This is a genomic window from Acidibrevibacterium sp., assembly GCF_049965395.1.
Classification (GTDB): domain Bacteria; phylum Pseudomonadota; class Alphaproteobacteria; order Acetobacterales; family Acetobacteraceae; genus Acidibrevibacterium; species Acidibrevibacterium fodinaquatile.
In genome coordinates, this window is the sequence record NZ_JBMFWJ010000029.1 from 14,279 (window position 1) to 29,742 (window position 15,464).

At 68.8% G+C, this 15,464-nt stretch carries 16 protein-coding genes; 2 read left to right on the forward strand and 14 right to left on the reverse strand.

The genetic code is table 11. From position 1 onward, the window contains the following. Positions 1–74: 74 nt before the first annotated feature. From ACP5M5_RS09815 to ACP5M5_RS09845, 7 genes are read right to left on the reverse strand one after another with little or no spacing between them, the layout of a single operon-like run. Entirely contained in the window at positions 75–341 is a 267-nt protein-coding gene (locus ACP5M5_RS09815) for an acylphosphatase (protein WP_114913907.1), read from the reverse strand. A gap of 25 nt (positions 342–366) precedes the next feature. Beyond that, positions 367–1,065 carry an ATP12 family chaperone protein gene (locus tag ACP5M5_RS09820; RefSeq protein WP_427936954.1) on the reverse strand — a complete coding sequence of 233 codons (699 nt, stop codon included), beginning with the start codon at positions 1,063–1,065 and terminating at the stop codon, positions 367–369. Positions 1,066–1,072: 7 nt separating this feature from the next. Further along, the gene (locus tag ACP5M5_RS09825; protein ID WP_427936956.1) at positions 1,073–2,794 is read right to left on the reverse strand and encodes an AsmA family protein; all 1,722 of its coding nucleotides are present in this window, start codon (positions 2,792–2,794) and stop codon (positions 1,073–1,075) included. Further along, positions 2,791–3,765, reverse strand: coding sequence for an RluA family pseudouridine synthase (locus ACP5M5_RS09830; protein WP_427936957.1), 975 nt, complete (start codon positions 3,763–3,765; stop codon positions 2,791–2,793). Before ACP5M5_RS09830 ends, ACP5M5_RS09825 begins: the two co-directional genes overlap by 4 nt. After that, on the reverse strand, positions 3,762–5,111 hold the full coding sequence (locus tag ACP5M5_RS09835; RefSeq protein ID WP_427936958.1) for a replication-associated recombination protein A: 1,350 nt from the start codon (positions 5,109–5,111) through the stop codon (positions 3,762–3,764). Before ACP5M5_RS09835 ends, ACP5M5_RS09830 begins: the two co-directional genes overlap by 4 nt. Before the next feature lie 10 nt (positions 5,112–5,121). Then, on the reverse strand, positions 5,122–5,826 hold the full coding sequence (locus ACP5M5_RS09840; RefSeq protein WP_427936959.1) for a metallophosphoesterase: 705 nt from the start codon (positions 5,824–5,826) through the stop codon (positions 5,122–5,124). After that, positions 5,823–7,268 carry a cryptochrome/photolyase family protein gene (locus ACP5M5_RS09845; protein ID WP_427936960.1) on the reverse strand — a complete coding sequence of 482 codons (1,446 nt, stop codon included), beginning with the start codon at positions 7,266–7,268 and terminating at the stop codon, positions 5,823–5,825. Before ACP5M5_RS09845 ends, ACP5M5_RS09840 begins: the two co-directional genes overlap by 4 nt. 182 nt (positions 7,269–7,450) lie before the next feature. Between ACP5M5_RS09845 and ACP5M5_RS09850 the strand changes: the two genes are divergently transcribed. Continuing rightward, the gene (locus ACP5M5_RS09850; protein WP_427936961.1) at positions 7,451–8,212 is read left to right on the forward strand and encodes an NUDIX domain-containing protein; all 762 of its coding nucleotides are present in this window, start codon (positions 7,451–7,453) and stop codon (positions 8,210–8,212) included. Beyond that, positions 8,206–9,771 (forward strand): murein biosynthesis integral membrane protein MurJ, encoded by a 1,566-nt coding sequence (murJ, locus tag ACP5M5_RS09855; RefSeq protein ID WP_427936962.1) that lies wholly within the window; start codon positions 8,206–8,208, stop codon positions 9,769–9,771. Before ACP5M5_RS09850 ends, murJ begins: the two co-directional genes overlap by 7 nt. A gap of 32 nt (positions 9,772–9,803) precedes the next feature. Here murJ and clpA read toward each other — a convergent pair whose 3' ends face one another. From clpA to ACP5M5_RS09890, 7 genes are all read right to left on the reverse strand, one after another. Continuing rightward, a complete protein-coding gene (clpA, locus tag ACP5M5_RS09860; protein ID WP_427936963.1) occupies positions 9,804–12,149 on the reverse strand; it encodes an ATP-dependent Clp protease ATP-binding subunit ClpA in 2,346 nt (781 codons plus the stop codon). A 165-nt stretch (positions 12,150–12,314) separates the two neighbouring features. After that, positions 12,315–12,653 carry an ATP-dependent Clp protease adapter ClpS gene (gene clpS / locus ACP5M5_RS09865; protein ID WP_114912880.1) on the reverse strand — a complete coding sequence of 113 codons (339 nt, stop codon included), beginning with the start codon at positions 12,651–12,653 and terminating at the stop codon, positions 12,315–12,317. Positions 12,654–12,809: 156 nt separating this feature from the next. Beyond that, positions 12,810–13,424, reverse strand: coding sequence for a nitrile hydratase subunit alpha (locus ACP5M5_RS09870; protein ID WP_427936964.1), 615 nt, complete (start codon positions 13,422–13,424; stop codon positions 12,810–12,812). Then, a complete protein-coding gene (locus ACP5M5_RS09875) occupies positions 13,421–13,705 on the reverse strand; it encodes an SH3-like domain-containing protein (RefSeq protein ID WP_427936965.1) in 285 nt (94 codons plus the stop codon). The genes ACP5M5_RS09870 and ACP5M5_RS09875 overlap by 4 nt, the downstream gene beginning before the upstream one ends. Further along, positions 13,702–14,040, reverse strand: coding sequence for a nitrile hydratase (locus ACP5M5_RS09880; RefSeq protein ID WP_427936966.1), 339 nt, complete (start codon positions 14,038–14,040; stop codon positions 13,702–13,704). The genes ACP5M5_RS09875 and ACP5M5_RS09880 overlap by 4 nt, the downstream gene beginning before the upstream one ends. After that, positions 14,037–14,570 carry an SH3 domain-containing protein gene (locus ACP5M5_RS09885; RefSeq protein WP_427936967.1) on the reverse strand — a complete coding sequence of 178 codons (534 nt, stop codon included), beginning with the start codon at positions 14,568–14,570 and terminating at the stop codon, positions 14,037–14,039. Before ACP5M5_RS09885 ends, ACP5M5_RS09880 begins: the two co-directional genes overlap by 4 nt. Next, positions 14,567–15,436 carry a glycosyltransferase gene (locus ACP5M5_RS09890; RefSeq protein WP_427936975.1) on the reverse strand — a complete coding sequence of 290 codons (870 nt, stop codon included), beginning with the start codon at positions 15,434–15,436 and terminating at the stop codon, positions 14,567–14,569. Before ACP5M5_RS09890 ends, ACP5M5_RS09885 begins: the two co-directional genes overlap by 4 nt. Positions 15,437–15,464: the final 28 nt, after the last annotated feature.

The following is a 15,464-nucleotide window of genomic DNA, read 5'->3' on the forward strand; positions in this document are numbered from 1 at the left end:
AAGGGTTCTTTTTGTAAAAAGAACCAAAAACTTTTCCCCGGCGGGCAGCGCTTGCGGCGCCGCCCGGTGCTATTTTACGTGCGGTAAAATCCCGGGGTCTCGGGCGGCGGCGCGAGATCTTCCTCGATGCTGGTGACCCGCGCAAGGCGCGGGCCGCGGCGGCAGGCGCGCAGCAATTCCTCGACCGCGGCGGGATCGCCGGCGACCAGCGCCTCGACCGCGCCGTCATCGCGATTGCGCACCCAGCCGGAAAGGCCGAGCGCCGCCGCGCGGGCGGTCATCCAGTCACGAAACCCGACCCCCTGAACTTGGCCGCGAATGATGAGGCGCTTGGCGCTCATGATGGCTTTCTCCCAAAGTGGCACGTCAGCAGTGGCGCGTCAGCGTCAGGATGCGGGCCGCGGTCGCGACCTCGCCGGCCAGGCGCGCCCGCCGGGCGGTCGCTGTCTCGTCGCGGCCCCAGATATCTTCCTGAAACAACGCATCGAGTTCGGCCAGCGTCAGCGCTTCCGCGCCATCGAGCGCCCCCGCTGCGACCGCGAGACCGAGCACGAGACTCCCGAGCGCTGGCACCAGAACCGCGAGCGCCGCGAGGCGGATCGCTCCCTCCCGGGCCAGCGCCGCGCGCAGCGCGGCGAGGCTGGCCGGCGGTTGCGGGCACGGCATGACGCCGTCGGTGACCATGAGCGGCGCATCGAGCACGCGCGCCGCCCAGTCGAGCCAGGGTTGCCAGCGCTCCCGCTGGCGCTCGGCCAAAGCGGTTTGGGTGTCCGCGCGGTAGCAAAGCAGGTCGCTCTCACCATAGCGGGCCAGCGCCGCGATGGTCGGCGCCGGCGCCGCTGCGATCCGGGTCAGCCCGGTGCCGATAATGCGGGTCAGCGGCACATCGTCATAGCTGAACTCGGGCCCCAGCCCACGCCATTCCTCGGCGATGGCGTTTGCGAGCGCGGCGCTCGGGACACAAAGCGCGTCGCCCTCGGGCAGCCGCAGCGGCCGGCCATCGAGATGGATCGCGAATCCCTCCGCCGCTGCCGCCGGCGCCACGTCGTTCCAGAACCGTCGCATGGCCATCCTATTTCGCAAGCTCGCGCAGAATGTCACGCAGCGATAGCCCTTTGGCGGGCTTGGCCGGCGCCGGCGCCGGGCCTGCCCGCCCCCCCCGCGCGCGCGCCAGCGCCGATTCGCACGGCACGGCGGCGAGGGCGCCGTCGCCTTGGTCGGGGTCGGGCATGAGTTTCGGCGCAGCGAGCGGACCATCGAGACGCAGCGGCACCACCAACGCATTGCCGCCGATGCGAAGCGAAGGCACCAGCCGCACCGCCAGCGTCGCGGCGCCGAGATCGAGGGTGCCGCCGGCGCCGAGCATAAGACGCGACGTCTCGGCGAGCGCTGGGTCGAGATGCACGACCCCGCCTGCGATCTCGCCGCCGAGCGCGAGACAGCGAAGATCCGTGTGCCCGCCAGACTCGAGCCCGATCGGCGGCAATCTCGCCTGCCGCACGATCTCGCCGAGGGCGCGCAGCAGCAGGCGGTTGGCGAGCGTTGCATTCACTGCGGCAATCCCGACGCGGCCGCCGAGCGACGCCATCAGCGCCCGCGGCGTCGCCCCGGCGGCGCTGAGATCGGCGAAAATCTCGAGCGCGCCGGTATTCTCGTCCGGCCAGTGAAACGCCCCGGCGAGCGGCCCGAGCGCGAGCGACGGCGCCAGCAGATGCAGCGTCATCGCCGGCGGGGTGGCAGCGGCATCGAGGCTCAAAACCCCGCTCACCGCCCCGCCCGGCACCTCGAGGCGCAGCGGATCGAGAACCAGATGCCTCTCATGGAGCACGAGGTGGGCGGCGATATCGCGATAGGCGGCACCGCTTTCGATCACGGTTCCGGCCGCGACCGCGAGATCGAGATCGGCAGCATCGAGAAGCGGCAGAAACGCGAGCGGCCGGTCGCGCCAATCGGGCGGCGGCGCGGCGGATGGTGCGGGCGCCTCGCCTGCGGCGGCGGCCGGCGCAAGCGCGTGGCGCGGCAGGGCATGGCGCAGCGCATCGAGATCGAGGCGATGGATCGTAGCCTTGCCCGCGAACGCGGGATGCGGCGCGAGATGGAGGGTGCCGTCGAGCGCGACATCGCCCTGCTGCGCGACGACGCGGAGCCCGCCAAACGACAGCGCATCGCCAGGCAGGCGGGCGATCATGCCGCTGAGGCTGAACGGGATGCCGGCGTAGCGGGCATCGAGGGTGATCGCGGTCGCGCTCGGCCCGGGCAGCGCCGGTAGATCGAGGCGGATGATGCTAAGCGGTGCCGCGGTCGCAACACGCGCATCGGTGAGGCGGAGCGCGAGCAGGCTGATCCGCCAATGCCGCGGCTTGCCGGCCGGGGCAGGCGCGCTCGCCGCGGCGATGCTCGCCGGAGCGGCCTGCGAGACGGTCTCGGGAACAGCGTTAGAGATCGCCTCTTGGGGCGCCGGGTGGAAAACCGCGTGGTCGAGATCGAGCCGCGTCACCACGATCTGGCGTGACAGCAACGGGCGGAGCGCGAGATGGGCGAGAAATTGTCCCGCCTCGATCCGGCCGGCGCGGGTTGCAAGCGTCACCGTCTCGGCGCGCAATACCGGGTGCGGCAGCAGCGAGAGCGAGATCGGCCCGTCGAGCGTTATGCTCTGCCGCCCATCACGCGCGACTAGCGCGACCACCAGCGGTTTCAGCCGGTCGGGTGCGGCGACCACCACCGCCAGCGCCGCCGCCAGCGCAAGCACACTCACCGCGAGCCCGGCGGCGAGCGCGATCAGGGCCCGCTTCATGCCGCCCTCACCCGGGAAGGGGGCGCCGGTTTGGGCGCGCTGAAGCCGAAATGGCGGAATGTCTCGCGCATATGCGCCGGCAGCGGCGCCTCGACGGTCAGGGTGCCACCTTCGGGATGAGGCAGGGTGAGGCGGCGCGCGAGGAGATGGAGCCGCGTTTCTGCCCCGGCCGCCGGATCCGGCACTGTGTCGTATTTGTCGTCGCCGAGGATCGGGGTGCCGATCGCCGCGCAATGGACGCGGAGCTGATGGGTGCGGCCGGTGAGCGGCGCGAGTTCGAGCCAGGAGACATGCCGCCCGGCATGGTCGCGCACCTGATAATCGGTGATGGCGCGGGCGGCGTCCTGGTCGCCGGGCGCGGCCTGGCTGCGCGCGCCCTTCGCCCCTTTGAGGCGGATCAGCGGCAGATCGATGCGCCCGGCGGCCGCTTCTGGCCGGCCGCGCACCACCGCCCAGTAGGTTTTTTCGACCTCGCGCTCGCGGAAAGCGCGGGCGAGAAAGGCCGCGACGCCCGGTGTTCGCGCCAGCACAAGGGCGCCCGAGGTCTCCTGATCGAGACGATGGACGAGCCTGGGCCGCGCCGGCTGCTCGCCGCGCAGCGCATCCAGCATGCCATCGAGATGGCGGCGGATCCCGGGCCCACCCTGGACGGCGAGACCGGCCGGCTTGTCGAGCACGATCACCACCTGATCCTGGTAGAGAATCAGGCGCGCGAGTTCGGCGGCGATATGGGGGTCGGGCGCGGCCGGCGGCTTGGGGGCCGCCGCCGCCGGCAGCGGCGGGATGCGGATGGTCTGGCCGACGGCAAGGCGGGTTGCGGCGCCGGCGCGATGGCCATCGACGCGGACCTGCCCAGTCCGGCAGAGTTTTTCGATCATGCCTTGCGTGAGACCGGGGAAATGGCGGCGAAACCAGCGATCGAGGCGGATATCCGCGTCATCGGCGCCCACTTCGCGTTGCGCGATGCTCATTGGCCGCGCTCCGCGCGCAGCCGCGCCCAGGTGGCGAGGCGTTCGGCGATCGCACGTTCCTCTCCACGCCCGCTCGGGCGATAAAACTGCGCTCGCGCCATGCCGTCGGGAAAATAATTTTGCCCGGAAAACGCCTCCGGCGCCTCGTGGTCATAGTCATAGCCGGCGCCATAGCCGATCTCGCGCATCAGCTTGGTCGGGGCGTTGAGGATATGCGCGGGCGGCATCAAGCTGCCGGTGGCCCTGGCCGCCGCCATCGCCGCCCCGAACGCGCGATAGGCGGCGTTCGATTTCGGGGCGGTCGCGAGATGGATGACCACTTCGGCGAGCGCCAATTCGCCCTCTGGGCTGCCCATCCGCTCATAGGCTTCCCAGCCCGAGAGCGCCAGCGTCAAGGCGGCAGGATCGGCGAGCCCGACATCCTCGGCGGCGAAGCGGGCGAGGCGGCGGGCGATGTAGCGCGGATCCTCGCCGCCGGTCAGCATGCGCGCGAACCAATAGAGCGCCGCGTCGGGATCGGAGCCGCGCAGCGATTTATGCAGCGCCGAGATGAGATTGTAATGTTCCTCACGGTCCTTGTCGTAAAGGGTTGCGCGGCGGGCAAGAAGCGTCGCGAGTTCGGCCGCGCCGAGCGGCGGCTGATCGGGCGGCAGCGCAAAAAGCTGCTCGGCCATGTTGAGGAGATAGCGGCCATCGCCATCGGCCATGGCGCGCAAGCCGGCGCGGCCCTCCGCGGTGAGCGGCAGCGTCCGCCCGGTTGCGGCCTCGGCGCGGGCGGCGAGGGTTTCGAGCGCGGCATCGTCGAGGCGGCGCAGCACCAAGACCTGACAACGCGAAAGCAGGGCGGCGTTGAGCGCGAAGGACGGGTTTTCGGTGGTGGCGCCGATCAGCACCACAATCCCCTGCTCCACCACCGGCAGGAAGGCATCTTGTTGCGCGCGATTGAAGCGGTGGATTTCATCGACGAAAAGCAGTGTCCCGGTGCCGGTGCGGCGCCGCCTCACGGCCTCCTCGAACACCCGCTTGAGATCGGCGACCCCCGAGAAAACCGCTGATAATTGGTCGAAATGAAGCCCCGCCCGCTCGGCGAGCAGCCGCGCCAGCGTGGTCTTGCCCACCCCTGGCGGGCCCCACAGGATGAGGGAAGCAAGCGAGCTTTGCGCCAGCATGCGCGACAGCGCGCCCTCGGCGCCGAGGAGATGATCCTGGCCGACCACGTCGGCGAGCGTGCGCGGGCGCAGGCGATCGGCGAGCGGGCGGGCGCCCTTGCCGGCGCGCTCAGCCGCCGGCGCGCGCGCGGGCGACGCCTCTTGGCCAAAAAGATCCGGGGTCGGGGTATGTGCCACGCCGAGCGTTTTAGCCAAGCGCGGATGAGAGTTCCATGCCAGTCGGCGAAAGATCGATCCAGGAGAGATGCCCGCCCTTGCCGGCGCCGGTATCGAGAAACACCGCCTGCCCGCCGGACGCGGCAGTACGGCGATAGGGGCGGCCATCGCGTGAGCGCTGGTCATGGCCGCAATAGACGGTAAGGCCAGCGGGGATGCGATCGACCCAGCGGAGGCTGCGCTCGGGGAACCCGTCGGGCTGCGTCCGACCAGTCGGCTCGCCGTAGAGCGCGCGCGCCAGCGGGCCGCTGACCCGCCTGCCGGCGAGTGGTGCCGGCGGCGGCGCCATCAGCATGGCATCGTGAAACCCGCCATGGACGAAGAACGCGCCGCCCACGCGAAGCCAGGCCGGGGCGCGGGCGATCGCGGCGGCGGTGCGGGCGGCGAGAGCGGAATCGAGGCTCGCGAGCGTCGCGGCGGTTTCCGGCGCGAGATGGGTGATGCATCCGGAGATCGCGCGGGCAAGGCGGAAATCATGGTTGCCGAGTAGGAACAGGCCGCGCCCTTCGTCGAGCAACCGCAGCATCAGCTGCAGGACGCCGGCGCTGTCGGGGCCGTAATCGACGAGATCGCCGAGCTGGACGATGAAGCGGTCGGTGGCCGCCGCATGGCGGAAGGCGCGGAGATCGCCATGCACGTCCCCGACGACGCGAAGTGGTCGGCCGGCCGGGATCACGCCGCCCGCCGCGGCAGGGCGGCGAAAGCGGCCAAAGCCCGCGCCCGGCCAAGCCCGAGATCGATGATCGGCCGCGGATAGGTCTTGCCGAGTTCAACCCCGGCCGCCCGCAAAGCAAGGCCCGGCGCCTCCCACGGCGCATGGATGAACTCGTCGGGCAACGCCGCGAGTTCGGGCACGAAACGGCGGACATAGGCCCCTTCGGGGTCGAATTTTCGCCCCTGGAGGATCGGGTTGAAGATGCGGAAATAGGGTGCCGCGTCGGCGCCGCTGCCGGCGACCCATTGCCAGCTCGCGGCATTGGCAGCGAGATCGGCATCGAGCAGCGTATCCCAAAACCGCGCCTCGCCGGCCTGCCAGGGCAGTAGCAGATGTTTGACCAGGAATGAGGCGGCGATCATCCGCACCCGGTTATGCATCCAGCCCCAGCGCCAAAGCTGGCGCATCCCGGCGTCAACGATCGGGATGCCGGTCTCGCCCCGCTGCCAGGCGGCGAGTGCTGCGCCATCCTCACGCCAGGGCATGGCGGCGAACTCGGCGCGGAGCGGCTGCTCGGGGAGATGCGGGTGATGCCAGAGGAGATAGGCGGAGAATTCGCGCCAGAGCAGCTCATTCAGAAAGCTGTGCAGCGGCTTGCCGCCGCCGGGTGCCGCACGGCTTGCCGCCTGCCAGACGCGGCGGGGAGATATCTCCCCCCAATGCAGGTGTGGCGATAACATCGAGGTGCTGGCATGGCCGGGGATGTCACGGGCACGATCGTAAGCGGGAAGGGCGTCGGTGAGAAACCGCGCGAGCCGCGCCGCCGCGCTTGCCGCGCCCGGCGTCCAAAGCCCGCGCATCTCGGCCGCCCAATCCGGGCGCGCCGGCGCAAGCCGCCAGGTGGCGAGATCGTCGCTCGCGAGCGCGCCGGAAAAGCCGGGGAGGGTTGCCGGGGCCGGCCAGGCATCCCCCTCGATGCCGGCGGCGAATGCGGCGCGGGCAAACGGCGTGAACACCGAAAACGCGCCGCCATTTTGCGTCTTCAGCCGCTCTGGGGCAAACAGCAGCCGGGTTTCGTGCTCATGGAACACAACGCCGCGCCGCGCCAGGGCCGGCCGCAGCGCCGCGATCGCCGCCCGCAGCCAGGGCTCGACCGCGCGCCCGCCATGGATTTCCGCCGCCCCCGTCTCTTCGGCAAGACGCAAGAGTTCCTCCCCCATCACGCCGCGCCGCAGCACGAGGCGGGCGCCGCGCGCGGCGAGATCGGCGCCCAGCGCCGTGAGGCTGCCATGCAGCCAGAAACGGTTCGCGCCCCCCGGCGCCCATGCCCCAGGCGAGACGGTATCGAGCACGAAAACCGGAACGATGGGCCGCCCGGCGGCGAGGGCGGCGGCCAGCGCCGGCTGATCATCGAGGCGGAGATCCTGAAAAAACCACACTATCGCCGGTGCCCGCATCGTCATTGCCGTCTCACTTCTCTCCGTTTGGCGCCATCACCGCACCTCTTGCGCCGATATGGGGCGCGGTGGTGATTTGCCAGCCCGGGCAGGCTGCGCAATCGGTGTGCTCTCTCGGCCATGAGGCGGGTATGCCTGCTTGGCGAGCCAGCCGCAGACCGCGATAATCCCCGGATGCGAAAGAGGCGATGATGGCCACCCTCCCCGAGATTCCGCCCATCCCGCCGGGATGGTCGGTTCATCCGCTCGCCGCCAACGTCACGGCATGGGTCAGCGGAACCCATGCGCCGCTCGAGGCCGGGCGCATGGCGGACATCGAGCGGCATTGGCTCGCCGCCCAGGCGGGGTCGGGTGGGGCCTTGTTCAACGGCGCGGTGTTCAGCGTCGATGACATCACGCCGACGCAGCTGCGCGGCCATATGACCGAGTATCGCCGTGTTCTCGCGCAGTTTCGCGACCCGGCGCTGTTCGCCACCCTACGGCTTCGCCCGCTCGCGGTCTGCGGCGTCGTGCTCTCGCCTGAGGGCGTCCTGTTCGGGCGGCGCCAAGGCGGCGCGGTCTATCAATCCGGGCTGTGGCAGACCCCTCCTGCCGGCAATGTCGATGGCAGGGCGGTTAGGGGCGGCGGTGAGGTCGATCTCGTCGGCCAGCTATTCACCGAATTGCGCGAAGAGATCGGCCTCGGCCGGGACGCGATCACCACCTTCCGTCCGCTCGCGCTGATCGAACACGCCGAAACCCACGTGCTCGATCTCGGTTTCCTGCTCTCAACCCGGCTCGGCGCCGGCGCGATCATCGCCGCCCATGCCGGCGACGGCAATGACGAGTATGATGCGCTGCGTTTGGTGCAGCCGGCCGATCTTCCCGCCTTTCTTGCCCGCATGGGGGGAGAGATCGTGCCCTCGGTGCCGATTTTGCTCCACGCCGCCGGTCTCCTCGGCACGTGCTGAAAAACGTCGCGACGATCGGCGTCTGGACGGCGGGGAGCCGTGTGCTCGGCTTCCTGCGTGACATCCTGATCGCAGCCCAGCTCGGCACCGGACCAGTCGCCGATGCGTTTTTCGTCGCCCTCAAGCTCCCCAACCTGTTCCGCCGGCTGTTCGGGGAGGGCGCGTTCAACGCCGCTTTCGTGCCGGCGTTCACGGCGAGCCTCGCCGGTGAAGGCGCCGGCCCAGCGCGCCGTCTCGCCGAGGAGGTGGCGAGCGTGATGGTGGTCTGGCTCGGGTTTCTGACCCTGCTCGGCCTTCTCCTGATGCCGCTTCTGATGCATCTCCTGGCGCCGGGTTTTGCCGCCGATCCGGCGAAATTCGCGCTCAGCGTTGCGCTCAGCCGTCTTACCTTCCCCTATCTGATGTTGATCTGCCTCTCGGCCCTGCTGTCAGGTGTTCTCAACGGGATCAACCGCTTCGCGGCCGCCGCCGCGACCCCGGTGGTGTTCAACCTCGCCCTCATCGGCGCCTTGGTGTTGGTCCCGCGCGCCCTGATGCCGCGCGGCCAGGCGCTGGCGGTTGGCGTCACGGTCTCGGGGATGGCGCAGCTCGGCCTGCTCGCGATCGCGCTCGCGCGCGGCGGCATGGCGCTCAGCCTGCGCGCACCAAGGCTGACCGAGGGGGTGCGGCTTGTGCTCCGGCGTATGGGGCCGGGGATTGTCGGCGCCGGCGTCACCCAGATCAATGTCGCCGTCGATACTATCATCGCGAGCCTGCTGCCAGCCGGGACGGTCTCGGTGCTCTATTACGCCGACCGCGTCAACCAACTCCCGCTCGGGACCATCGGCACCGCGGTCGCGACGGCGCTTTTGCCGCTGCTCGCGCGCCAGGTCCGCGCCGCGGCGATCACCGAACTGCGTGCGACATTGAACCAGGCGATCGCGCTCACGCTCGCGCTCACCCTGCCGGCGGCGCTTGCTCTGATGCTGCTCGCCGAGCCGATCATGCTGGCCTTGTTCCGCCATGGCGCGTTGAGCGGCGCGGCGGCGGCGAAAAGTGCCGCGGCACTCGCAGCCTACGCCATCGGCTTGCCGGCTTTCGTGCTGGCGAAAGTGTTCTCGCCGGGATTTTTCGCCCGCGGCGACACCAAGACGCCGGTCAAGATCGGGGTCATCGCCGTTTTCCTCAATCTCGTGCTCAATCTCGCCCTGATGCACCCGCTCGGCTATCTCGGGCCGCCTCTGGCAACCAGCCTCGCGGCGTTCTTCAACGCCGGGGCGCTCGCGTGGCTGCTCGCCCGGACCGGCCATTTCCGCCCCGACCGGGCGCTGTTTGCGCGCATCGGGCGTATTTTTGCCGCCTCTCTCGCGATGGTTCTGCTGCTCGTGTTCACCCGCGCAATGCTGCGCGCGGCGTTGCCCGGTTTCGGCGCTGACCCGCTCGGCGCGATCGCACTCCTTGCGGCGCTGATCCCGCTGGGATTACTCTCCTACGCCGCCGCCGGGCTCATGTTCGGCGCCTTCAATCGCGACTTTTTACGCGCGACGCTCGCGCGGCGCCGCCCCCAGGGACGCGGGTAAAGACAAGCCTTTTCTCAAGAGAGAGGCGAATGTTACCCGGCGATTTCAGCCTCGCGTTCCGAACCGTCATCGCCTTCCGGGCCGGGCAGCGCCGGCGGGGTGAGTTCGACGAACTCGAAATCGAGGGTGCCCTCCTTGACGCTGACCTTGACGGCGCCGCCTTTGGCGAGGCGGCCGAACAGCAACTCCTCGGCCAAGGGCTTCTTGATGTTCTCCTGGATCACCCGCGCCAGCGGCCGTGCGCCGTAAAGCGGGTCATAGCCGCGCTCGGCCAGCCATTCCTTCGCGGCCGAACTCAGCTCGATGGTGACGTTGCGGTCGGCGAGTTGGGCTTCGAGCTGCATGACGAATTTCTCGACGACGCGGGCGACGATCTCCGGGGTCAGGCCCGAGAAGGCGATGATGGCGTCAAGACGGTTGCGGAATTCCGGGGTGAAGAGGCGCTTGATCGCCTCCTCATCCTCGCCGATGCGAACCTCACGGCCGAAACCGATCGCCGCGCGGGCAAGATCGGCGGCGCCGGCATTGGTGGTCATGATCAGGATGATGTTGCGGAAATCGACCGATTTGCCGTTATGATCGGTGAGTTTGCCGTGATCCATCACCTGCAGCAGGATATTGAATAGATCGGGATGCGCCTTCTCGATCTCGTCGAGCAGCAGAACCGCGTGCGGATGCTGGTCGATCGCATCGGTGAGCAGGCCGCCCTGATCGAAGCCGACATAGCCGGGCGGGGCGCCGATCAGACGCGAGACCGAATGCCGCTCCATATATTCGCTCATGTCGAAGCGGATCAGCTCGATCCCCAAAGTCGCGGCGAGTTGGCGGGCGACCTCGGTTTTGCCGACGCCGGTCGGGCCGCTGAAGAGATAATTGCCGATCGGCTTTTCGGCGTCGCGCAGACCAGCGCGGGACAATTTGATCGCCGCCGCCAAGGCTTCGATGGCGGCATCCTGGCCGAACACCATCGCCTTGAGGTTGCGGTCGAGATTGCGCAAAGTCTCCATATCGTCGCTGGAGACCGATTTCGGCGGGATGCGCGCGATCTTGGCGACGATTTCCTCGACATCGCGAAGCGTCACGGTTTTGCGGCGCTTGTTTTCGGGCAACAGCATGCGCGAGGCGCCGACCTCGTCGATGACGTCGATCGCCTTGTCGGGCAGCTTGCGGTCGTTGATATATTTCGAGGACAATTCGACCGCGGCGCGGATGGCCTCATCGGTGTAGCGCACCTTGTGGTGTTTCTCGTAATTCGATTTGAGCCCGCGGAGGATTTTCACCGCGTCCTCGACGTTCGGCTCATTGACGTCGATTTTCTGGAAGCGCCGCACCAGGGCGCGATCCTTTTCGAAATAATTGCGGAATTCCTTGTAGGTGGTGCTGCCGATGCAACGCAGCGTGCCCGAGGCGAGCGCCGGCTTGAGCAGGTTGGAAGCGTCCATCGCGCCGCCGCTGGTCGCGCCAGCGCCGATCACGGTGTGGATTTCGTCGATGAACAGGATCGCGTCGGGGTGGTTTTCGAGTTCGGAGACCACCGCTTTCAGCCGCTCCTCGAAATCGCCACGATAGCGGGTGCCGGCGAGCAGCGCGCCCATGTCGAGCGCGAAAATGGTCGCCTTGGTCAACACTTCCGGCACGTCGCCCTCGACGATACGCTTGGCCAGGCCCTCGGCGATGGCGGTTTTGCCGACCCCCGGATCGCCGACATAGAGCGGGTTGTTCTTGGTCCGCCGGCAGAGGATCTGGATCGTGCGCTCGATCTCCAAGTCGCGGCCGATGAGCGGGTCGATCTTGCCGGCGAGCGCCTTCTTGTTGAGATTGACGCAATAGTTGGAGAGCGCGTCCTGGCCGCGTTTGGCGTGTTTCTCCTCGCGCTCGCCCTCGCCCGGGGCATGCGGCTCGCCACCGGCTGCGCCCTGCACCGGGCGCGGGTTCGAACGGCCGGGGGCCTTGGCGATGCCGTGGCTGATGAAATTGACCGCATCGAGCCGTGTCATATCCTGCAATTGCAGGAAATAGACGGCGTGGCTCTCACGCTCGCTAAACAGCGCGACGAGGACATTGGCGCCAGTCACCTCGTCGCGCCCGGAGGATTGGACATGGATCGCGGCGCGCTGCACCACGCGTTGAAAGCCCGCGGTCGGCTTGGGGTCGCCGCGCCGGTCGGTGACCAGGCCGGAGAGATCCTTGTCGAGGAACTCGATCAGATCGACGCGCAGTTTGTCGAGATCGAGACCACAGGCGCGCAGAACGGTCGCGGCGTCGCTATCGTCGGTGAGGCTGAGCAGGAGATGCTCGAGGGTCGCGTATTCGTGACGCCGTTCACTGGCGAAAGAGAGCGCCCGATGAAGCGTCTGTTCCAGATTTCGTGAGAGCATATCCGATCAACGCTCCTTCGCTATCCGAGGCCATCCCCGGTTCGGCGCCACCCCATCATGTGGGATCCCCACGGCAGCGCACAACACGAGACTACACACGAAAATATTGCCAGACCATGACCGGCGGCAAAAAATCTTCGTGCGCCGCGGCCGCCCTGCGCGCCATCATTCCTTCTCGATCGTGCATTGCAGCGGGTGCTGGTTCTGGCGCGCGAGATCCATCACCTGCGTCACTTTGGTCTCAGCCACCTCGTAGGTATAAACGCCGCAGACGCCGACGCCGCGGCGATGCACATGCAGCATGATGCGGGTCGCCTCCTCGCGGGTTTTTTGGAAAAACCGCTCGAGGACATGCACGACGAACTCCATCGGCGTGTAATCGTCGTTCAGCATCAAAACCTTGTACATCGCCGGCTTGCGGGTTTTGGGCCGCGCGCGCACCACCACTCCGGTTGCCGGGCCGTCGCCATTGCCAGTGCCGTCACGCTTGTCGTTATCGCTCATCGCTGCTTATTACCCGGACCCGCGACGGGTCGCCCAACCATACGGGAGCCGACGGACGCGAAAACCCGGCCTCTGGGCCGCCGCCACTCCCCTCCTCGGCGCAGGATATCGGAATTGTCCCGTCTGGGAAAAGCCTCTTCTATCGCCGCGCCGCGATTATCGCATTGCGCCAGTTTGGCCGCCGGTCTTTGGCACCGTGATCCCGATCATATCCCCCTCGCGGACCAGCGACGCCAGCGCCGCCTCCCCCCAGCCCTCGGTGCCGGATGGGCGTTGGGGCAGCACCATCCAGCGGTAATCGGCAGTCGAGTCGACCACCACGATCTCCGTCTCCGGCGCCAACACCGTGCCCCATTCGGCGATCAGCCGGCGTGGGTCACGCACCGCGCGGGCACGGTAGGCGGCCGATTTAAACCAGAACGGCGGATACCCGAGCACCGCGCGCGGATAGCAACTGCACAGCGTGCAGACGACGAGATGGTGGCGGCCCGGGCGGTTTTCCAGAACCCCGAGCGGCGGCGCGCCGAGCATCGGGATGTCGAGCGCTTCCGCCGCTCGCGTGCCATCGGCGAGCATCAGCGCGCGATAGGTGGGATCAACCCAGGCGCGCGCCACCATCCGCGCCCCTTGCGCAGGTGATGCGGCGTCGGTTGCGGCAATGCGGGCGGCAAGCTCGGCCTCGCGCACGATCCCCTTGGCGGCGAGCACGTCGAGGAGGGCGGCGAACAGGGCCTCGGCCGAGGTTGCTAGCAGATCGGGCGGGGTGGTCATCGCGCCTCCAGCCAATGGCCGAAAATCTCGACCAGCAAGACGTCGGCGCTCCGCGGCGGCGGCCAGAGCGTGCTTGGCTCGAAGCGCACGTGATAGAGCGGGACCGCCGCCGCCGGGCGGGCGAAGGCGAGATCCTCGGGGTTGGGAAAATCGCCGAGATGGCGGACGACGACACCGGCGCGGCCGCGCACATAATGCGGCGTTCGGATATGCGCCTCGCCCTGGCTCTCCGGCCAGTCGTTACGCACCATGACCGGGGTGCCGGGGGCGAGATATGTCATCGCACACCGTCTCTCCGCGCGGCCAGCGCCGCCCGCAGCTCGTCCGCGGTGATCACCCCCTTGCGCAGGAGCGTCGCAACGATCGAACGCAGCCAGCGTTCGTAATAGGACAGGCGGTGATAGTCGGCCTCCGGAATCGCCTCGATCCCGCGCCGCAATTCATCGACCCGCATGATCCCGCCAGCGCCGAGGAGCTGGCGCAGGGCATCGACGCGACGATCAAAGGCGGTGAGCCCGTGCGGCGCGGTGTCCACCGCCTCGCAGAGAAATTTCGGCACCCCCCCGAGATCGTGATGCGCGCGCCTCGGGTCTTCGCCGGGCTCCGATCCGTTCAATTCACCGCCTCCCCCGGAAAACTTCCCCAGAACGCCGTGCGTGGCAGAAAGCCACGATACCCCTTGATCTCGACCTCGCACCAGGGGGAATCGGCGACGCAATGGCTGATCCGCCCGACAACGCCCGCTGCGGCGCGGGCGACGATGGCGGCATCGTCGCGCGGCGCGGCGCGCAACGTCTGTTCGGCGCCGATCACAAGCAGGGTCCGCCGCCCGGTCAACGTCGCCTCATGCACCCAACCCTCGGTGCCGTCGGCATCGCGCACCAGCCGCCAGACATCGAATTCGCGCTCGATCTCGACCGGCAGGCCGCGCCGCTTATAGACCCAGGTGATCGGATAGCGCGTGCCGGGCCCGGCGCGGAGATTGACGTCATCAGAGCGCAGCGCCGCAAAGCGCGGCAGCGGCAAACCGGTGACGCTGCCTTTCGCGGGCGCCGCCGAAGGCGCGGGGGAGGAGGGGGGCGGTGGCGGCGGGGGCGCCGCGGCGATGAGAACCAGCGCCAGCACCAAGCCGAGCCGCCGCGTCACGACCGCGCCCCTTGATCCGGCGTCACGACATCGGGGCGGGTGCTGCGCCGCATCAGCCAATAGACGCCGGCGAGATCGACCAGGCCGACGCAAAGCCGGTCGAGTGTGCCATAATGCGAGCGCCCGGCGTGGCGCGGCCGGTGATTGACCGCGACGCTGACCACGCGCCCGCCGGCACGCAGAAACAACGCCGGCAGAAAGCGGTGCATATGATCGAAACGCGGCAGATCGAGGAAGGCGGCGCGGCGAAACAGCTTCAGCCCGCAGCCGGTATCGGGCGTTCCATCGCCGAGCATCGCCGCGCGGAGGCGATTGGCAAGGCGCGAGGTCGCCCGTTTTCGCCAGCCATCGCGCCGCGCCTTGCGCCACCCCGCGATCAACACCGGCTCGCGCTTACCCGCTTCGGCCAGCGCGCGATCGAACAGACGCGGAATATCGGCGGGGTCGTTCTGGCCGTCGCCGTCCAGTGTTGCGATCCACTCTCCGGCGGCGGCGGCGATGCCGGTCGCGATCGCCGCACTCTGCCCGCAAGCGACGCGATGGCGGCGCCAGCGTAGCGGAACGCCGGAAAGCCGCGCCGCTTCGGCAAGGCGGGTTGGCGTCTCATCGGCGCTCCCGTCATCGACATAGACGATTTCGGCGCCGCCATGCCGCGCCGCAAACGCCGCCAGCACGGCCCGCAATTCGCCGGCGAGCGGCAGGATGTTCGGCGCCTCGTCCCGCACCGGCACGACGGCGGAAAGCACGACACGCGGCAAAGCGGCGGGATCAGAACCTGACATCGTCATCGCCGCCGGTAGCACCACGAAAGACCCCCGACAAGCCGGTTGACCGCAACGACGGCGCCGGGCAAACCCGCCCGCCATGACCTGCACACCCTCGGCCGCGCCGCCC

What these genes read in the sequence shown, in the direction of transcription:
- ACP5M5_RS09815 (WP_114913907.1), bottom strand. Translation starts at nt 341, where the DNA reads ATGAGCGCCAAGCGCCTCATCATTCGCGGCCAAGTTCAGGGGGTCGGG.
- ACP5M5_RS09820 (WP_427936954.1), bottom strand. Translation starts at nt 1,065, where the DNA reads ATGCGACGGTTCTGGAACGACGTGGCGCCGGCGGCAGCGGCGGAGGGA.
- ACP5M5_RS09825 (WP_427936956.1), bottom strand. Translation starts at nt 2,794, where the DNA reads ATGAAGCGGGCCCTGATCGCGCTCGCCGCCGGGCTCGCGGTGAGTGTG.
- ACP5M5_RS09830 (WP_427936957.1), bottom strand. Translation starts at nt 3,765, where the DNA reads ATGAGCATCGCGCAACGCGAAGTGGGCGCCGATGACGCGGATATCCGC.
- ACP5M5_RS09845 (WP_427936960.1), bottom strand. Translation starts at nt 7,268, where the DNA reads ATGACGATGCGGGCACCGGCGATAGTGTGGTTTTTTCAGGATCTCCGC.
- ACP5M5_RS09850 (WP_427936961.1), top strand. Translation starts at nt 7,451, where the DNA reads ATGATGGCCACCCTCCCCGAGATTCCGCCCATCCCGCCGGGATGGTCG.
- clpA (WP_427936963.1), bottom strand. Translation starts at nt 12,149, where the DNA reads ATGCTCTCACGAAATCTGGAACAGACGCTTCATCGGGCGCTCTCTTTC.
- clpS (WP_114912880.1), bottom strand. Translation starts at nt 12,653, where the DNA reads ATGAGCGATAACGACAAGCGTGACGGCACTGGCAATGGCGACGGCCCG.
- ACP5M5_RS09870 (WP_427936964.1), bottom strand. Translation starts at nt 13,424, where the DNA reads ATGACCACCCCGCCCGATCTGCTAGCAACCTCGGCCGAGGCCCTGTTC.
- ACP5M5_RS09875 (WP_427936965.1), bottom strand. Translation starts at nt 13,705, where the DNA reads ATGACATATCTCGCCCCCGGCACCCCGGTCATGGTGCGTAACGACTGG.
- ACP5M5_RS09890 (WP_427936975.1), bottom strand. Translation starts at nt 15,436, where the DNA reads ATGGCGGGCGGGTTTGCCCGGCGCCGTCGTTGCGGTCAACCGGCTTGT.